Here is a 15,240-nt window from a genome sequence, read left to right as displayed (position 1 = left end):
CACTAGAAACTCTATCAGGTGGTGGTGGATTAAAAGCTGTTAGATTAGTAGAAGCATTGCTAAAGCTGAAAGCAGGAAGTGCTAGCAGTGCTACGGCAGGCACTATCAAAAACTTTTTTTTCATAAAAGAACCCCCTCATTAAGTATTCTTGCTAATTATCTTACTTTTTTTTACTTTTTTCAATATTTTTACCAGTCGTTCCGTTTGATAAAAAATTAACTGAGTATTCAGTTAATTAAATGAAAAACCTTTCTTTATTTTAAAAGAAAAGGTTTTTGTTTCTAGCAATTTTTTATTTTAAAAGAATGATAAGAACTTATTACATTACTTTATTCTTAATCCAGTTTTTACCTTCAACAAGACGAGCTGTCATTACGGCACAAGCGTTATCTCCTGTTACGTTTAACATCGTTGCTGGTGGGTCAATGATTGTACTAATAGCTGCGATAATTGGCAAAGCTTCTGGTGGGAAGCCATATAGAGAAACAATTAACATTTCACCAATCATACCGCCACCAGGAATTGCACCCATTACTGTTCCAACTAATAGGGAAACAACAAGTGCGATTGCCAATGTTTTTGGACTTGAGAATTCCATATTGAAAATCCCGAATAAGAAAGCAATTTTAATTACGCCACCTAAAACAGATCCGTCTTTATGAAGTGTAGAACCAAGAAGGACAACTGTTTCACGAACGTCAGAAGAAATGCCCATTTTTTTCGTTGCTTCTAAGTTTGCTGGAATACTCGCGGCACTACTACAAGTTGCAAGTGATGTAACTGTAGGAGAGACCATGTTTTTCCAAAAGATTTGTACACCTTGTTTGCGTCCTGCAAGGTATGCGTAGAAGGTAAAGAAGACAAAGAAGTATACAAGAGAAGCTGGATAGTATACCATTGCTGCTCGGAAATATGTTCCAAGAAGCTGTGGCCCAAATTCTCCAACTAAGGCTGCAAAGTAAGCAGCTAGTCCAATTGGAGCATAGTACATAATGAAAGAAACAACTTTCATTGAAATTTCTGCACCAGATTGTAAGAAGGTAGCGAATGGTTTTCCTTTTTCGCCAACTGCTGAAGTTGCGATTCCCATTAAAATAGAGAAGAAAATAAGAGCTAGCATATTTTCACGAGAAAGTAACTTTGAGAAATCTGATACTGTAAGGATGCCAACAATTTGATCAGCAACGCTAATGCTTTTTTCAGCCTTATCAGGTTGTGTTAACTCTAGTACAACACCTTGTGCGGGCGGGAATACTTTCACAACAATAATCATAAAAATTGCAGCGATAATACTTGTAAATAAGAAAGTTCCTGCCATGCTAGACATGATTTTTCCGAAACGTTTTAATCCATCCATATTGGCAATAGAGGAAGCAATGCTAAAGAATACAAGAGGTACAACAATCGTAAACATTAAGTTTAAGAAAATGTCACCAAGCGGTTTTAAAGCAACTGCATCGGTACCCATGAAATAACCAATGAAACCACCAATTAGGATGGAAGATAATAAAATAATTGGAAAGCGATAAGCCTTCATCATATATCTCCTCCTATTTAATGTAAAAAATCATACTGAATCATTATAGCGATTTATGAGGCAGTTTACTAGGAAAATACAGATAGATGGAATAGAGTGAAAACGGGGAAAATTTTGTTTTTATGCTCGTCATATGGAAAACAATATAGACATATACATTGGTAACCTAGTAGTGGATATGAAGAGAAATGTGGATAGGATTCCAGCTGATTAAAAGTAAGGAGGGAGTTTAATGAACATTTTACTTTGCTGTGCAGCAGGAATGTCTACTAGTTTGCTTGTAACGAAAATGGAGAAAGCGGCACAGGCAAAAGGGTTAGAAGTAAAAATTTGGGCTGTATCGGGTTCGGAAATACGGAATCATATTGACGAAGCGGATGTGCTCTTGCTTGGACCTCAAGTGCGTTATTTATTACCGAAGATGAAGGAAATGTGTGAAGAAAAAGGGATACCTGTTGATATTATTCACTCTGTACATTATGGGCTTTGTAACGGAGAAGCCGTATTAGAGGCAGCATTGTCAATGAGAGTATAAGGAGAGTGGAGTAGATGGTCCGGTTTTTAGAGAAATATGTTATGCCAGTAGCAGGGAGAATTGCGCAGCAGCGGCATTTACAAGCAATTCGTGATGGGATTATTTTAACGATGCCTTTCTTAATTATCGGTTCATTTTTTCTTATTATCAGCGCTTTACCAATACCTGGATATAACGATTTTATGGAAAGTTTATTTGGGGGGAATTGGCAGAAGGCGTTAGGGTATCCAGTTAGCGCAACATTTAATATAATGTCTTTAATAGCTACTTTTGGAATCGCTTACAGACTGGGAGAACAATATAAAGTAGATGCATTAGCAGCAGGAGCATTGTCACTTGTATCCTTTTTACTAGCAACTCCATTTCAAGTGACACATATTATACCTAGTACGAAGGAAAGTGTAGTAGTAGATGGGGTTATACCTGCTGCATTGATGGGGAGTCAAGGGCTATTCGTGGCGATGATTATAGCACTTATATCTACCGAAATTTACAGGTTTATTATCCAGAAGAAGATGATTATTAAAATGCCGGAAACGGTTCCACCAGCTGTAACACGTTCATTTACTGCACTCATTCCAGGTTTTATCGTTGTGACGGTTGTTTGGATTCTGCGCTTAATTTTGGAGCAAACCACTTTTGGTAGTATTCATAATATTGTAGGGCAGCTTCTGCAAGCTCCGCTCAGTGTACTTGGAGCAAGTCTTTTTGGCGCGGTGGCAGCGGTTATTGTTGTTCATGTGCTTTGGGCATGTGGGATTCACGGGGCCGCAATCGTAGGCGGTGTTATGAGCCCGGTTTGGTTATCATTAATGGATCAAAATCGTATTGCTTTTCAGGCGGGGCAAGATGTCCCAAACACGATAACAGCACAATTCTTTGATTTGTGGATCTACACAGGTGGATCTGGTGCAACGCTAGCACTTGTTGTAGCGATGTTATTATTTGCACGGAGTCAGCAATTAAAAAGTTTGGGTCGGCTATCAATCGCACCAGGCATTTTTAATATTAATGAAATGGTCACGTTTGGAATGCCAATTGTACTGAATCCACTTTTGCTCATTCCATTTATACTTGTTCCTGTCGTTATGACATTTGTTTCTTATTTTGCAATGGAATGGGGGCTTGTTGCTCGGCCAAGCGGTGCGGCAGTACCGTGGACTACACCAATTCTTTTTAGTGGATATTTAGGGTCGGGTGGGAAAATTTCAGGAGTTGTCTTGCAAATTGTTAACTTTATACTTGCATTTTTGATTTATTTACCGTTCTTGAAAATGTGGGATAAACAAAAAGTAGCCGAAGAAAAAGGGGAGTAGGCAATTAAGATGGATATATTAGAGACGCAAGCCTTTCATTTAATTTTACATGGGGGAAATGCGAGAAGTTGTGCGATGGAAGCCATTGATTATGCAAAGCGCGGAGAATTTCAAGAAGCGGAGGCGAAATTGCAGGAGGCCTTACAAGAACTACAAGAGGCACATCGTTTACAAACGGATTTAATACAGAGGGAAGCTGGGGGGGAAAAGACAGAGATTACACTGCTCATGGTTCATGCGCAAGATCATTTAATGAATGCGATTATGGTGAAGGAATTAGCGAGTGAATTTGTAGAGTTATATAAGAAAATGTTAGCGAAAGAATGAGACCTTGCGTATGCAAGGTTTTTTTATGTTTGAAAAAGAGTCAGTTATGACGTAAAGAATACCACTTATGTACCAATCTATTTCTTTTTTTGAAATATATGTAACAATAAGGGCGTAAGGGAGGTGGAAGGCAGTGAAAATTCACCTTGAATTAAATCCATCACAAGATGAGATAGAGATTATTGTTAAAGCAAAAGAAGTGACAGATGAAGTTCAGCAACTTTTAAAAAGGATAGAAGGGGGGAATGTGAAGCAAATTGTTGGAGTATTGAAGCAACAGTATTATTTGTTAGAGCCAAAAGATATTTATTGGTTTTATACAGAGGGGCGAAAGGTAATGGCTCAAACGATGAGAGGAAGTCTTGAAGTGAAATCTCGTTTGTATGAGTTAGAAACAAAATTACAGGGTGATCGCTTTGTACGATTTTCAAAGTCTACACTCGCAAACTTGCAACATGTAATAAACTTTGAAATGTCATTTAGCGGCAGTATGTGTGCACACTTTTCAAATGGAATGAAAGAATACGTTTCAAGAAAATATGTACCGTTTATTAAAGAAGCTTTGAATATGGGAGGAGGCTAGGAATATGGTTACTTTGTTTGATAGGATAGGTGCCAAGGTTATCGCAGGAATGGCGATGGCGATGCTTTATAGCTTATTGTTTTTAGGAATTGGTTATGTAAATGGAATGGATGTATTAGAGACAAAAACACTGCTTACTCACCTTGTAGCATCAAATATTGTAGGGCTGATTTTCTCGTTTGCTTCCTTTGTATTTGAGAAAGAAGAATGGGGCATTTTAAAGCAAACAATCATTCACTTTATCATTTTATTAGGCACATTTTTACCGACTGCAATTTGGGTTGGTTGGGTTCCAAATCATCTCGTTCCGCTTCTCATTTGCACAGGTAGCTTCATCGTTATTTACTTCATTATATGGTTTGCGATGACAATGTATTGGAAAAAGAAAATTGAGGGATTGAATAATAGCTTGAAATAAAGGAATCGAAATGAAGTAGGCCATTTAGTGAAAATCATATTGTTTTGGTGGAGTTCAATGATAAATCGAGAGGCGGTTTAATCACATTTAGTCTTGTATGAATCATAACAGTACCATCAGTGAATCCACTGATGGTACTGTTATGACTGAAAGTCCTCGTTTTTCATAGTTGACATATATGAGTTCTTTCCTCTTAATTTATCCTTTTGTATATTGAAAAATATAATTCCCATAAATTTTTTCTTATTAGAAAGAAAATGAATGTTTTTATAAAAATATTTTATTTTATGTTTTAAGCACAACTAGACAACTAAACACTAATCTATTTTCATACAGATATGTGTTACAAGCGTGTTGTTTTATAACACACTATCAATATTTTGGGTAACACACTTTTCGAAAGCGATAACACACAATGAAAACACAGAGAAAAACGTTAATTTTAGGCGGTTTAAAAAGTTGGCACGGAAGTTGCATTGATAAAAGGCGTAAAGAAAAACAAATAAACAAAAATAGTTTACATGCATAGGGGGACTAATTAATGAATATTTTACTTTGTTGTTCAGCAGGAATGTCTACAAGTTTACTAGTTACAAAAATGGAAGCAGCTGCAAAGGCTCGCGGGTTAGAAGGAAAGATTTGGGCTGTATCTGGGGATGCAGTAAAAAACAATATTGATGAAGCAGACGTATTATTACTAGGACCACAAGTTCGTTATATGCTGTCTTCGATGAAAGCGCTTGCTGATGAGAGGAACGTTGGTATCGATGTTATTAATCCAATGCACTACGGCATGATGAATGGAGAAGCAGTTTTAGATCACGCTTTAACACTTAAAAAATAATTAGGGAGGGAAAGAAAATGCAAAAGTTTATCGCATTTATGGAAAAATATATTGTTCCAGTCGCTGGTAAAATCGGGTCACAACGTCATTTAGCTGCGATTCGTGATGGGTTTATCGCGGTTATGCCACTTATCTTAGTTGGTGCATTTGCATCACTTATTAATGGTTTTCCATCCGAGGCTTTCCAAAACTTTATGAAAGGTACATTCGGAGAAGTTTGGAAAGACGTCGGCGGTGGAATGTGGACAGGGTCTTTCGCAATTTTAGCACTAATTATAGCGTTTACAACAAGTTATAACTTAGCAAAATCTTACGGTGTTGATGGATTGTCAGCGGGTATTATTTCATTTGGTGCGTTAATTATTCTTACACCAACAACGCCGAAAGAGGGCGGATTGAACTTAGCTTGGACAGGATCACAAGGCTTATTCGTAGCAATCATTGTAGCGCTTCTTGTTACTGAAGCATTCCGCTTCTTTGTACAAAGAGAAATTACTTTCAAAATGCCAGACGGAGTACCACCAGCAGTTTTAAGATCATTTGCAGCATTAGTTCCAGCGTTTGTTATTTTAACAGTAGTTGCGGGTATTCAATTAGCAGTGAAATTAGCAGGTACAAGTGTTCATGAATTTATCTTTAATACAATTCAATTACCATTACAAGGTTTAGCAGGTACATTACCAAGTGCGATTGTAATTGTAATTCTTGTTCACGTTCTTTGGTTCTTTGGTTTACATGGTCCAAACATTGTTGGTGGGATTATCGAGCCATTATACTTACCGGCATTAGAAAAAAACATCAAGATGTTCCAAGATGGCGTGTCTTCATTTGATGTGCCAAACATTATTACAAAACCATTCTTTGATACCTTCGTATATCTTGGTGGTTCTGGTGCAACATTAGCATTCTTAGTGGTTGTATTAATTGTGGCAAGAAGTGCGCAATTGCGCGGGGTATCCCGATTATCAATTGGACCTGGTGCGTTTAACATTAACGAACCAGTAATCTTTGGTACACCAATTATTTTAAACCCAATTTTATTCGTTCCGTTTATTGTGACACCAGTTGTATTAGTAATTACTTCTTACATGGCTATATCTCTTGGATTTGTTCCAAAAACAGTTGCGATGATTCCATGGGCAACACCACCCATCATTAGTGGTTACCTTGTAACAGGCGGACACATTTCCGGTGCAATTCTACAGTTATTCAACTTTGTAATTGCGATGGTTATTTATTATCCATTCGTTGTATTATGTGACCGTTCTATTGTTAAAACTGAAAAAGCAGCGGCACAAGGAAATAATCAATCTGTACCTATGTAATACATGATTGTTCTCACGGGTGAAACGAGCTCGTGAGAACAATAACTTTATATCTTGTTCAGAAAGATGGCACACATCTAGAAGAACACCAAAACCAATTTAAGAAAATAATATTTTCATAGACACGTTCAAACTGAAGGGGTATTTTAATCGGTTGAACTATATAGAGAGGGCGGTATTTATGATGACTACAGCAGAACAAATCCCATTCCAATTAATTTTACACAGCGGTAACGCAAGAAGCTATGCGATGGAAGCACTGCAATATGCAAAACAGGGGAAATTAGGGGAAGCAGATGAAGCGATGGCAAAAGCGAAAGAAGCGATTAATGAAGCACATCATTTCCAAACAGAACTCATACAATCAGAAGCAAGAGGAGAAAAAAAAGAGATTAGTGTTCTTTTAATTCATGCACAAGATCATTTAATGAATTCAATGACTGTGAAAGAATTAGCAGCGGAATTTATCGACCTTTATAAAAAGCTTGATACGAAAGGGGAGTAAGATATGAGCGGAATTAAAATTGCTACAATCGGTGGTGGCTCTAGTTATACACCGGAGTTAATTGAAGGGTTTATTAAGCGTTATGATGAGCTTCCTGTTCGTGAAATTTGGTTAGTAGATATTGAAGCGGGAAAAGAGAAGTTAGAAATCGTTGGTAACTTAGCAAAACGTATGGTGAAAAAAGCAGGTTTACCAATTGATATTCACTTAACACTTGATCGCCGCGCAGCATTAAAAGATGCTAACTTTGTAACAACGCAGCTTCGCGTTGGTTTATTAGAAGCGCGCGCGAAAGATGAAGCAATTCCATTAAAATATGACGTAATCGGTCAGGAAACGAATGGTCCGGGTGGTTTATTCAAAGCGTTAAGAACGATTCCTGTTATTTTGGATATTTGTAAAGACATGGAAGAGCTTTGTCCGAATGCTTGGCTGATTAACTTTGCAAATCCAGCTGGTATGGTAACAGAGGCTGTACTTCGTTATACAAGTATCAAAAAAGTAGTTGGATTATGTAACGTTCCAATTGGTATTCGTATGGGACTTGCAAAGATTCTTGAAGTAGATGCGAGCCGTGTTCATGTTGACTTTGCTGGTTTAAATCACATGGTCTACGGATTAGATGTGTATTTAGATGGAGTAAGTGTGATGGACCGAGTGCTAGAACTTGTAACAGATCCGGAAAAGCAAATTACGATGGAAAACATCGCTGCACTTGATTGGGAGCCAAATTTCATTCGCGGACTTCGTGCAATTCCATGTCCATACCATCGCTACTACTATAAAACACGTGAAATGCTAGAAGAAGAAAAACAAGCTTCTATTGAAAAAGGGACACGTGCAGAAGTGGTGAAAAAATTAGAAGATGACTTATTCGAGTTATATAAAGACCCGAATTTAGATAGTAAGCCACCACAATTAGAAAAGCGCGGCGGAGCTTACTACAGTGATGCAGCATGTAGTTTAATTACGTCTATTTATAATAATAAAGGTGATATCCAACCTGTTAATACAAGAAACAATGGTGCAATTGCAAGCTTGCCACATGATTCTGCTGTTGAAGTAAACTGTATCATTACGAAGGATGGTCCAAAGCCGATTGCAGTAGGTGATTTACCGGTTCCTGTTCGCGGTTTAGTTCAGCAAATTAAATCATTTGAGCGCACGTCAATTGAAGCTGCTGTTACAGGGGATTATCATAAAGCGCTGCTTGCTATGACAATTAATCCACTTGTACCATCAGATAAAGTAGCAAAACAAATTTTAGATGAAATGTTGGAAGCACATAAAGAATATCTTCCGCAGTTCTTCAAAAAAGTAGAAAAGTAAAAAGCGGCGCTGACTCAGCCTGCTTTTTTTCATTTTGCAGGAGGGAAAAAATCTATGATTCGATTAATTGTAAATGCAGATGATTTTGGTCTTACAGAAGGTACAAATTACGGCATTATTGAAGGACATGTAAACGGGATTGTGAATTCTACGACGATGATGATGAACATGCCAGGGACGGAGCATGCAGTATGCTTAGCAAAAGAATATAAGGCATTAGGAGTAGGGGTGCATCTCGTCTTAACTGCGGGAAAACCTCTTCTTACAGATGTTCCGTCTCTTGTAGGTGAAGATGGATTGTTTCATAAGCAAAGTGTAGTAAGAGAAGGAAACATAAACCCTGAAGAGGTTAAAGGAGAGTGGACTGCTCAAATTGAGAAGTTTTTATCATATGGATTAAAACCAACACATTTAGATAGCCACCATCATGTACATGCATTGCCTATTTTGCACGATGTTCTGGAGCGATTAGCAGAAAAATATAACGTGCCAATTCGTCGCTGTGCACAAGAGCGAGCGGTACGACCATTTTCTGATGTGTTTTATAGTGACTTCTATAGCGATGGTGTGCAGGAGGATTATTTCGTTAAGCTAAAAGGGCGTGTGCAGGACGGAAAAACAGTAGAGGTTATGGTGCACCCTGCTTACATTGACCCAGAGCTTGTGAAGCGTTCTTCTTATGTAATGGATCGTGTGAAGGAGCTACGAATTTTAATGGAAAGTGTTTTACCAGAAGGGATAGAACTAGTGAGATTTTAATATATATGACGACATAAAACCTTTCTTTTTGGATGGGAGAGAGGATCCGGCCATGCATAGAAGTGGTCAGATCCTTTTTTAGCCCCATGCCAAGTGAAAACCAAGAGAGAAAATGAGTACAGGTCACTTTTTGATTTCCATGGCCGCGATTTAGACGTTTGAAAATCTATAGTAGAAAAGACGGTTTAGTAAGACCGTCTTTTTGTATGGCTAGATAATAGAAAGAATATAACCGCTTAAAGCACCAAGAACAACAACGATCCATGGAGGTGCTTTCCAAAATGCTAATAGACAAAATAAGAGAGAAGCGATAACAAAATCAGTTTTATTCATGATTGTGCTTGTCCAAATAGGGTCATAAAAAGCAGCTAGTAAAATACCGACGACGGCGGCATTAATGCCAAGGAGTGCCCCTTGTACATAAGACAAGCGTCTCACTTGATCCCAAAATGGTAATACACCAATGACAAGTAAGAATGCCGGGAGAAAGATAGCGATTGTCGCAATAGTAGCTCCTAGTGCCCCGTCTAGTACCGTTCCTATGTAAGATGCAAATGTAAAAAGAGGACCTGGAATTGCTTGTGTTAAGCCGTATCCTGCTAGAAACTGTTCTTTTGTCATCATGCCATTTAATACAAATTCATTTTCAAGAAGGGGAAGAACGACATGTCCTCCGCCAAACACGAGTGAGCCAGAGCGATAGAAACTATCAAACATGGTAATCCAGTGCGAAAATGGTCGTAATAGTGGTAACAAGAATAATAAGCTAAAGAATAGTAAGAGACAAAGGACAGCTGTTATACGTGAAACAGGAATATGTGTTTTGCTAGCAGATGGGATTTCATGCTTACGATATAAGACCCAACCGAGAAGACCAGCAAGTAGAATAAGCGTAACTTGTGTCCAAGCGTTTGGAAATAATAACGCAATTGCAGCAGTAATAATTGCAATTGTTGCTCGGTTACGGTCCGGTGTTAATTTCTGTGCCATTCCCCATATTGCATGTGCGACAATCGTTACTGCTACAAGTTTTAATCCATGAATCCAGCCAGCTTCCACCACATGAAATTGCTGGAGTAGTGAAGCGAAAAAAACAAGAACGAGAACTGACGGGAGTGTAAAGCCAATCCAAGCGACTACAGCTCCAAGGAGCCCGCCTCGTGATAAACCGATGCCAATTCCAACTTGGCTGCTTGCAGGACCGGGTAGAAATTGACAGAGTGCCACTAAATCCCCATAGCCCCGCTCATCCATCCATTTTCGTTTTTGTACATATTCGTGATGAAAGTACCCAAGATGAGCCACGGGTCCTCCAAAAGAAGTAAGGCCTAACTTGAGTGATACGAGAAAGATTTCTATTATTGTTTTCAAGAAGAACCTCCTAAAGAAATTTTAAATCTACGAGCATTATATAGTAAGCAGTGTGCTGTCAGGAATGATTGTTATGTAATATTTTTGTAAATATTTCTTGAGTAGAATAACCATCATGAAAAAGCATTTCTGAAAGAGTCATAATTAATCGTGTCCCGGCAATAAATTAGTTAAAGAGATACCAGCTATTCAAATTGAAATTTATATAAGGAGAATGTTGCTAGTATGACAAAACATTTTGTTGCTAAGCTGAAAGGCGGTAATGAATTACCTCCTGTAAAATCGAAAGCCTATGGGGTCGCGGAGCTTATTTTTAATAGCGACTTTACGAAACTACATTATAGGGTGATATTGAAAAATATTGAGAAGGTAACATCTTGTCAAATTCATTTAGGGAAAGGGAATCAGACCGGGCCAGTAGTTGTGTTTTTATATGGACCTGTGAAGCACGGAATTAGCGTAAATGAAGGAACGATAACGGGTGTGGTGTCCACTGAAGATTTAGAGGGACCTTTGCAAGGGAAGACGTTTGAAAATCTTGTGCAGGCAATTGATGAAGCGAATGCATATGTAAATGTTCATACAAAAGCACATGCAAGCGGAGAAATTCGTGGGAAGGTAAAAGAATATATCAGGTCCATGAGCCGGTAAATAAACATGCCCATGAATTTTGAAGTTCATGGGCATGTTTACGTTACTCTTTTTTTTCTGGTTGATTCTTTATGAAGAAGTCCATTACATAAAAAACTTCATCATCTGGAATTTGTATTTCAAATGTATTTTCAATTGGTTGCAATGCTTTTTTTACTTTCATATACATCCAATAATCATCTTGTCTACGTGCTTCTTTATCAGGATAAGGGAGGAGCTTTTCTCCCTTTTGTAGCCGGTCAATCATACAGCTCATATGCAAAATAACTCCCATTAAACTATCGGGGTTTAACTGTAAGGAGATGAGCTCTTGAATTGTATTGAGCGCGTACCGTATTGTTTTAATCATCAGTGCCCCATCATCGCGCTGCATTTGTTGTCCGAGAATATCAGCCATTTTTGCATATGTTTCTTCATAGGTAATTAATTCTTGAATCGGTTGAATGGCTTTGTAGTTTACAATATCTTGGAAATGATAAGTTAAACATGGTACTTGTACATCAAAGTTTGTCACAATACAAATCATATTGCGTTCTTTCTTTATATTTTCGATCATTTTTGTTAAATCTTTTTCATGAACGATACTAATCGGAATAATTTCTATTAAATCTTTATCGAATCGTAAATAGTTTTCAAGCATTTTTTGAATGGCCATTGCGCTTCCTTCTCCTGTTAAACAAGCTGTTAAAATGACTGATTTCATTGGAGCGAGTGGCTTTTTCTTTTCTTCTTGTACATTAAGGTAAAACGGTGTTAAGTTTTTCACGGTTTCGTATAATGCATCTAATGAGTACCCGAGTTGAGCTTTTCTTGCTGCTTCTAATGCGTGCGGCGTACTTGTCATCGAAAGAACGCGTACAGGGATATGAAATTCTGTCTCTAATATATCTCCGATATAGGCGAGTGAACCCATATCGACAAGTAAGAGAAGACCATTTATATGTCCCAGTGTTTTCATGTACACTTTTACTCGTTCTAAGAAATCTTTCGGTGATTCATGAAGCGGCATATCAATTCCTGTTACTTCATCAATACCGAGGAGTTCATTCGCGACATTTGCCATTTCTGTTGCGATACCATTGCCGTGGGCTAAAATTAATACTTTTACTTCTGTTTGGGAAGCAGGAATGGGATCAACAACGAAAAACATCGTTAAGAATCCAGCTTCATCAATTGGCATCGTTACTTGTAATTCTTCTTCTAATAGTTGAATACATTGCATGGCAACTGAGAAAGCTTCTTTATATTTCGTACGAATTTGATTCAGCTGCGGATGATGAATTTGTTTCCCGCCCTGCAGTCGTTGTAAAGTTGTCTGTACATGTAAGTTTAAAGCAAGAAAGACTTTTTCATCAAATGTCTTAGCTAAATGTTTTTCGGCTAGTTCAGCGATTTTTTCGCATACAGAAACAATATTGCGATCGACAATTTTAAAGACATTTTCATGACTTGTCTTTTGTGACATTTGATTAAAATACTGAACGAAAAAGCTTTGGAGATCATTGTCTATTAGTAATTCTAATTCTTCTTCTTCAATACCGCGTGCTTGTAATTCTTCATATTTATGATCAATGTAATCATAAATGGAAGAACGTGAATCTTCTGTTTTATGTTTGCTCCATCCTTCGTCACTCGTAAATACAAATGTTTCGTTTGGCACTTGATACAGATGACGGCTTTTTCTTTCAATAAACAAGCCTTCCTTCATGTACCATGGCAAGTCAGCACTTGAAACGCGGACATGATCTCTTTTCTTTGTTACGAAATCAGAATAGGCTTTCGCACAGGCAATTTGTACATCGGTTTTTAATTGTCCGATATTGTTTGGACATTGATAAAAGACGAAAGCACGCATTGCGTTCGGACTGACATGAATTTTTTTTCGCAGACGAATTGCTTCATTTGTAAAAAAGAGCTGCAAGAGGGCGAAGCGTTCCTGATGCGTTCGCTCACGAAGTGGTGGAAGCGTTACGGTCATCGGAATCCGTCTTGTAAAGGTTTTGAGTAAAAAAGAGTTTGGTTCTTCTGTTGTTGCAGTAATAATTAATACGCGTGCTCGGCGCTCGTTCTCTGTTTCTCCAAGGCGACGATACACACCGCGGTCAATAAATGTGAATAACATTTCTTGACCTTCTGGCGGGAGGCGGTGCACCTCATCCAGGAAGAGAATTCCTTCGTGGGCTTTTTCGATTAACCCTTTTTGGTCACTTGCACCAGTGTAAGCCCCCTTTTTTATCCCGAAAAGTTGTCCAAGCAGGAGCTGTGGATTATTCGCGTAATCCGCACAGTTAAAAACGATAAACGGTGCATCTTTTGGGAGCTGATTTACTTCAATTGCATACTCGTGCATTAAAGAGGCAAACATAGATTTCCCGACACCCGTTTCTCCAAGTAGTAATGTATGCATACCATTTGGAGGATAGAGTACAGCAGCCTTTGCTTTTTCAATCGCAATTTTGAGGCTTGTGTTTTTTCTTGCAAAGGCATCGAGTGAAGTATTATTTTGTGAATGCGTTTCCACGTGGGAGTTGGCTCCTAAATAGAAACGGACAGGGCGTGTTCCCGTTTTGGATAAACGACCATCTTTCACAAGTTTATTTAAATCGCTGCTTACATTTGCACGGTCTAGTTGTAGAAGTGTAGCGAGTTCAGATGCTGTTACACCTTCTGAGTAATTCCCTTTTTGCATTGCATTATAAATGAGGTCCATTCGTTTCATTTTTCTTCACCTCGAAACTTCGTCACTATTTAAAATTTTACACAAAAATGGGAAGTGTGGGAAGAGAAAAAGAATAAACAGCTCTAGTATATACTAAAGCTGTTACAATCTTGCGTCCTTCCAGAAATTCACTTCTGAATGAGAGGAAGGATTATAGGGAAGAAGTGTGTATCCTTTCGCCTTAAGGTAGTCAATTACCTTTGGAAGAATTTTCACTGTAACGCTAGAATCATGCATTAAAATAACTTCAACTTGTTCGTCGCTTTGGTTCATAACACGCTCTAATATAGCAGAAGGATTATGATAACTTTTCCAGTCATATGTATCGATTGTCCAATCCCACATTTTGTACTGAGCGGAAACAAGTGCATCACGATAATTCTTTTTTAAATAAGGCATACTACCATATGGAACGCGAACAAGGTGTGTATCTAAATTTGCTATATGGCGGACAATAGAGCGGGCCTGCTCCATTTCGGTAATTAAAACGGATGGATCACCAGTATATAAACGCTTTACGTCATGAGACATGCTGTGAAGACCGATATAATGACCTTCTTGTATGAAACGTTTCATTGTTTGTGGATAATGTGAAGCCTTGCCACCAATTACAAAGAAGGTTGCCTTTCCCTGCTTTTGCTTTAAGATGTTTAAAATTTGTGATGTGTATTTGTTTGGCCCATCATCAAATGTTAAGTATGCAATTTTAGGCGGAAGGGCCGCGTTCTGAATCGTAGATTGATGTGTAAGTGGGGAGTTAGCGGCTGCTTCAGTATAAGATACCGAACATGTAGTAATACTTAAAAATATAATAATACATTGAAACATTTGCTTCATCAAAATACTCACCCTCAGTCTAACAGTCATGGAGAAGGAGTTAAGATTGTAGTCTCATTATCCTCTTTACATGTATATCTTTCTCCAATAGAAGAACTCTCAAACAAACTATATTTTGGAAATAAAAAATAGCACTCTTTCTTCTTAAGAAAGAGTGCTATTTGAATATTTTACACTAATAAA

15 protein-coding genes are annotated in these 15,240 nt (G+C 38.0%); 11 read left to right on the top strand and 4 right to left on the bottom strand.

The features are described 5' to 3' along the window. Nucleotides 1–320: 320 nt before the first annotated feature. On the bottom strand, nt 321–1,538 hold the full coding sequence (locus BPMYX0001_RS22630) for a dicarboxylate/amino acid:cation symporter (RefSeq protein ID WP_026008517.1): 1,218 nt from the start codon (nt 1,536–1,538) through the stop codon (nt 321–323). Between the two features lie 232 nt (nt 1,539–1,770). Here BPMYX0001_RS22630 and BPMYX0001_RS22625 point away from each other — a divergent pair, with 232 nt between their 5' ends. The 10 genes from BPMYX0001_RS22625 (at nt 1,771) to chbG (ending at nt 9,479) form a co-directional block, all read left to right on the top strand. Further along, nucleotides 1,771–2,073, top strand: coding sequence for a PTS sugar transporter subunit IIB (locus BPMYX0001_RS22625; RefSeq protein WP_006096581.1), 303 nt, complete (start codon nt 1,771–1,773; stop codon nt 2,071–2,073). Nucleotides 2,074–2,087: 14 nt separating this feature from the next. Then, the gene (gene celB / locus BPMYX0001_RS22620) at nt 2,088–3,389 is read left to right on the top strand and encodes a PTS cellobiose transporter subunit IIC (protein ID WP_006096580.1); all 1,302 of its coding nucleotides are present in this window, start codon (nt 2,088–2,090) and stop codon (nt 3,387–3,389) included. A gap of 9 nt (nt 3,390–3,398) precedes the next feature. Further along, on the top strand, nt 3,399–3,716 hold the full coding sequence (locus tag BPMYX0001_RS22615) for a PTS lactose/cellobiose transporter subunit IIA (protein WP_003202017.1): 318 nt from the start codon (nt 3,399–3,401) through the stop codon (nt 3,714–3,716). Nucleotides 3,717–3,849: 133 nt separating this feature from the next. After that, complete coding sequence (locus BPMYX0001_RS22610; RefSeq protein WP_006096579.1) at nt 3,850–4,299, top strand: LytTR family DNA-binding domain-containing protein; 450 nt, start codon at nt 3,850–3,852, stop codon at nt 4,297–4,299. 4 nt (nt 4,300–4,303) lie between these two features. Next, entirely contained in the window at nt 4,304–4,717 is a 414-nt protein-coding gene (locus BPMYX0001_RS22605) for a DUF3021 domain-containing protein (protein ID WP_003202021.1), read from the top strand. A 541-nt stretch (nt 4,718–5,258) separates the two neighbouring features. Continuing rightward, nucleotides 5,259–5,561, top strand: coding sequence for a PTS sugar transporter subunit IIB (locus BPMYX0001_RS22600; RefSeq protein ID WP_003202024.1), 303 nt, complete (start codon nt 5,259–5,261; stop codon nt 5,559–5,561). Between the two features lie 17 nt (nt 5,562–5,578). Beyond that, complete coding sequence (gene celB, locus BPMYX0001_RS22595; protein ID WP_003202026.1) at nt 5,579–6,886, top strand: PTS cellobiose transporter subunit IIC; 1,308 nt, start codon at nt 5,579–5,581, stop codon at nt 6,884–6,886. Between the two features lie 181 nt (nt 6,887–7,067). Continuing rightward, a complete protein-coding gene (locus BPMYX0001_RS22590) occupies nt 7,068–7,391 on the top strand; it encodes a PTS lactose/cellobiose transporter subunit IIA (RefSeq protein WP_006096577.1) in 324 nt (107 codons plus the stop codon). 3 nt (nt 7,392–7,394) lie between these two features. Next, a complete protein-coding gene (gene celF / locus BPMYX0001_RS22585; protein WP_006096576.1) occupies nt 7,395–8,720 on the top strand; it encodes a 6-phospho-beta-glucosidase in 1,326 nt (441 codons plus the stop codon). Between the two features lie 54 nt (nt 8,721–8,774). Then, nucleotides 8,775–9,479 (top strand): chitin disaccharide deacetylase, encoded by a 705-nt coding sequence (chbG, locus tag BPMYX0001_RS22580; protein ID WP_006096575.1) that lies wholly within the window; start codon nt 8,775–8,777, stop codon nt 9,477–9,479. A 210-nt stretch (nt 9,480–9,689) separates the two neighbouring features. Here chbG and BPMYX0001_RS22575 read toward each other — a convergent pair whose 3' ends face one another. Further along, entirely contained in the window at nt 9,690–10,850 is a 1,161-nt protein-coding gene (locus BPMYX0001_RS22575) for a chromate transporter (protein ID WP_033799236.1), read from the bottom strand. A gap of 225 nt (nt 10,851–11,075) precedes the next feature. Here BPMYX0001_RS22575 and BPMYX0001_RS22570 point away from each other — a divergent pair, with 225 nt between their 5' ends. Continuing rightward, nucleotides 11,076–11,501 (top strand): CHRD domain-containing protein, encoded by a 426-nt coding sequence (locus BPMYX0001_RS22570; RefSeq protein WP_003202035.1) that lies wholly within the window; start codon nt 11,076–11,078, stop codon nt 11,499–11,501. Between the two features lie 43 nt (nt 11,502–11,544). On the opposite strand, the gene BPMYX0001_RS22565 is transcribed toward BPMYX0001_RS22570, so the two are convergent. Both BPMYX0001_RS22565 and BPMYX0001_RS22560 read right to left on the bottom strand, forming a co-directional pair. Continuing rightward, nucleotides 11,545–14,220: a sigma-54-dependent transcriptional regulator gene (locus BPMYX0001_RS22565; RefSeq protein ID WP_006096573.1), complete on the bottom strand. Its 2,676-nt coding sequence runs from the start codon at nt 14,218–14,220 to the stop codon at nt 11,545–11,547. 102 nt (nt 14,221–14,322) lie between these two features. Beyond that, the gene (locus BPMYX0001_RS22560) at nt 14,323–15,057 is read right to left on the bottom strand and encodes a polysaccharide deacetylase family protein (protein ID WP_018781276.1); all 735 of its coding nucleotides are present in this window, start codon (nt 15,055–15,057) and stop codon (nt 14,323–14,325) included. Between the last annotated feature and the right edge of the window lie 183 nt (nt 15,058–15,240).

Origin of the sequence: Bacillus pseudomycoides DSM 12442 (assembly GCF_000161455.1) — a bacterium.
Taxonomy (GTDB): Bacteria; Bacillota; Bacilli; order Bacillales; family Bacillaceae_G; genus Bacillus_A; species Bacillus_A pseudomycoides.
This window is presented reverse-complemented; position numbering and strand designations above follow the sequence as displayed.

Coding starts and splice junctions, on each gene's coding strand:
- BPMYX0001_RS22630 (WP_026008517.1), bottom strand. CDS start 1,538: ATGAAGGCTTATCGCTTTCCAATTATTTTATTATCTTCCATCCTAATT.
- BPMYX0001_RS22625 (WP_006096581.1), top strand. CDS start 1,771: ATGAACATTTTACTTTGCTGTGCAGCAGGAATGTCTACTAGTTTGCTT.
- celB (WP_006096580.1), top strand. CDS start 2,088: ATGGTCCGGTTTTTAGAGAAATATGTTATGCCAGTAGCAGGGAGAATT.
- BPMYX0001_RS22615 (WP_003202017.1), top strand. CDS start 3,399: ATGGATATATTAGAGACGCAAGCCTTTCATTTAATTTTACATGGGGGA.
- BPMYX0001_RS22605 (WP_003202021.1), top strand. CDS start 4,304: ATGGTTACTTTGTTTGATAGGATAGGTGCCAAGGTTATCGCAGGAATG.
- BPMYX0001_RS22600 (WP_003202024.1), top strand. CDS start 5,259: ATGAATATTTTACTTTGTTGTTCAGCAGGAATGTCTACAAGTTTACTA.
- celB (WP_003202026.1), top strand. CDS start 5,579: ATGCAAAAGTTTATCGCATTTATGGAAAAATATATTGTTCCAGTCGCT.
- BPMYX0001_RS22590 (WP_006096577.1), top strand. CDS start 7,068: ATGATGACTACAGCAGAACAAATCCCATTCCAATTAATTTTACACAGC.
- celF (WP_006096576.1), top strand. CDS start 7,395: ATGAGCGGAATTAAAATTGCTACAATCGGTGGTGGCTCTAGTTATACA.
- chbG (WP_006096575.1), top strand. CDS start 8,775: ATGATTCGATTAATTGTAAATGCAGATGATTTTGGTCTTACAGAAGGT.
- BPMYX0001_RS22570 (WP_003202035.1), top strand. CDS start 11,076: ATGACAAAACATTTTGTTGCTAAGCTGAAAGGCGGTAATGAATTACCT.
- BPMYX0001_RS22565 (WP_006096573.1), bottom strand. CDS start 14,220: ATGAAACGAATGGACCTCATTTATAATGCAATGCAAAAAGGGAATTAC.
- BPMYX0001_RS22560 (WP_018781276.1), bottom strand. CDS start 15,057: ATGAAGCAAATGTTTCAATGTATTATTATATTTTTAAGTATTACTACA.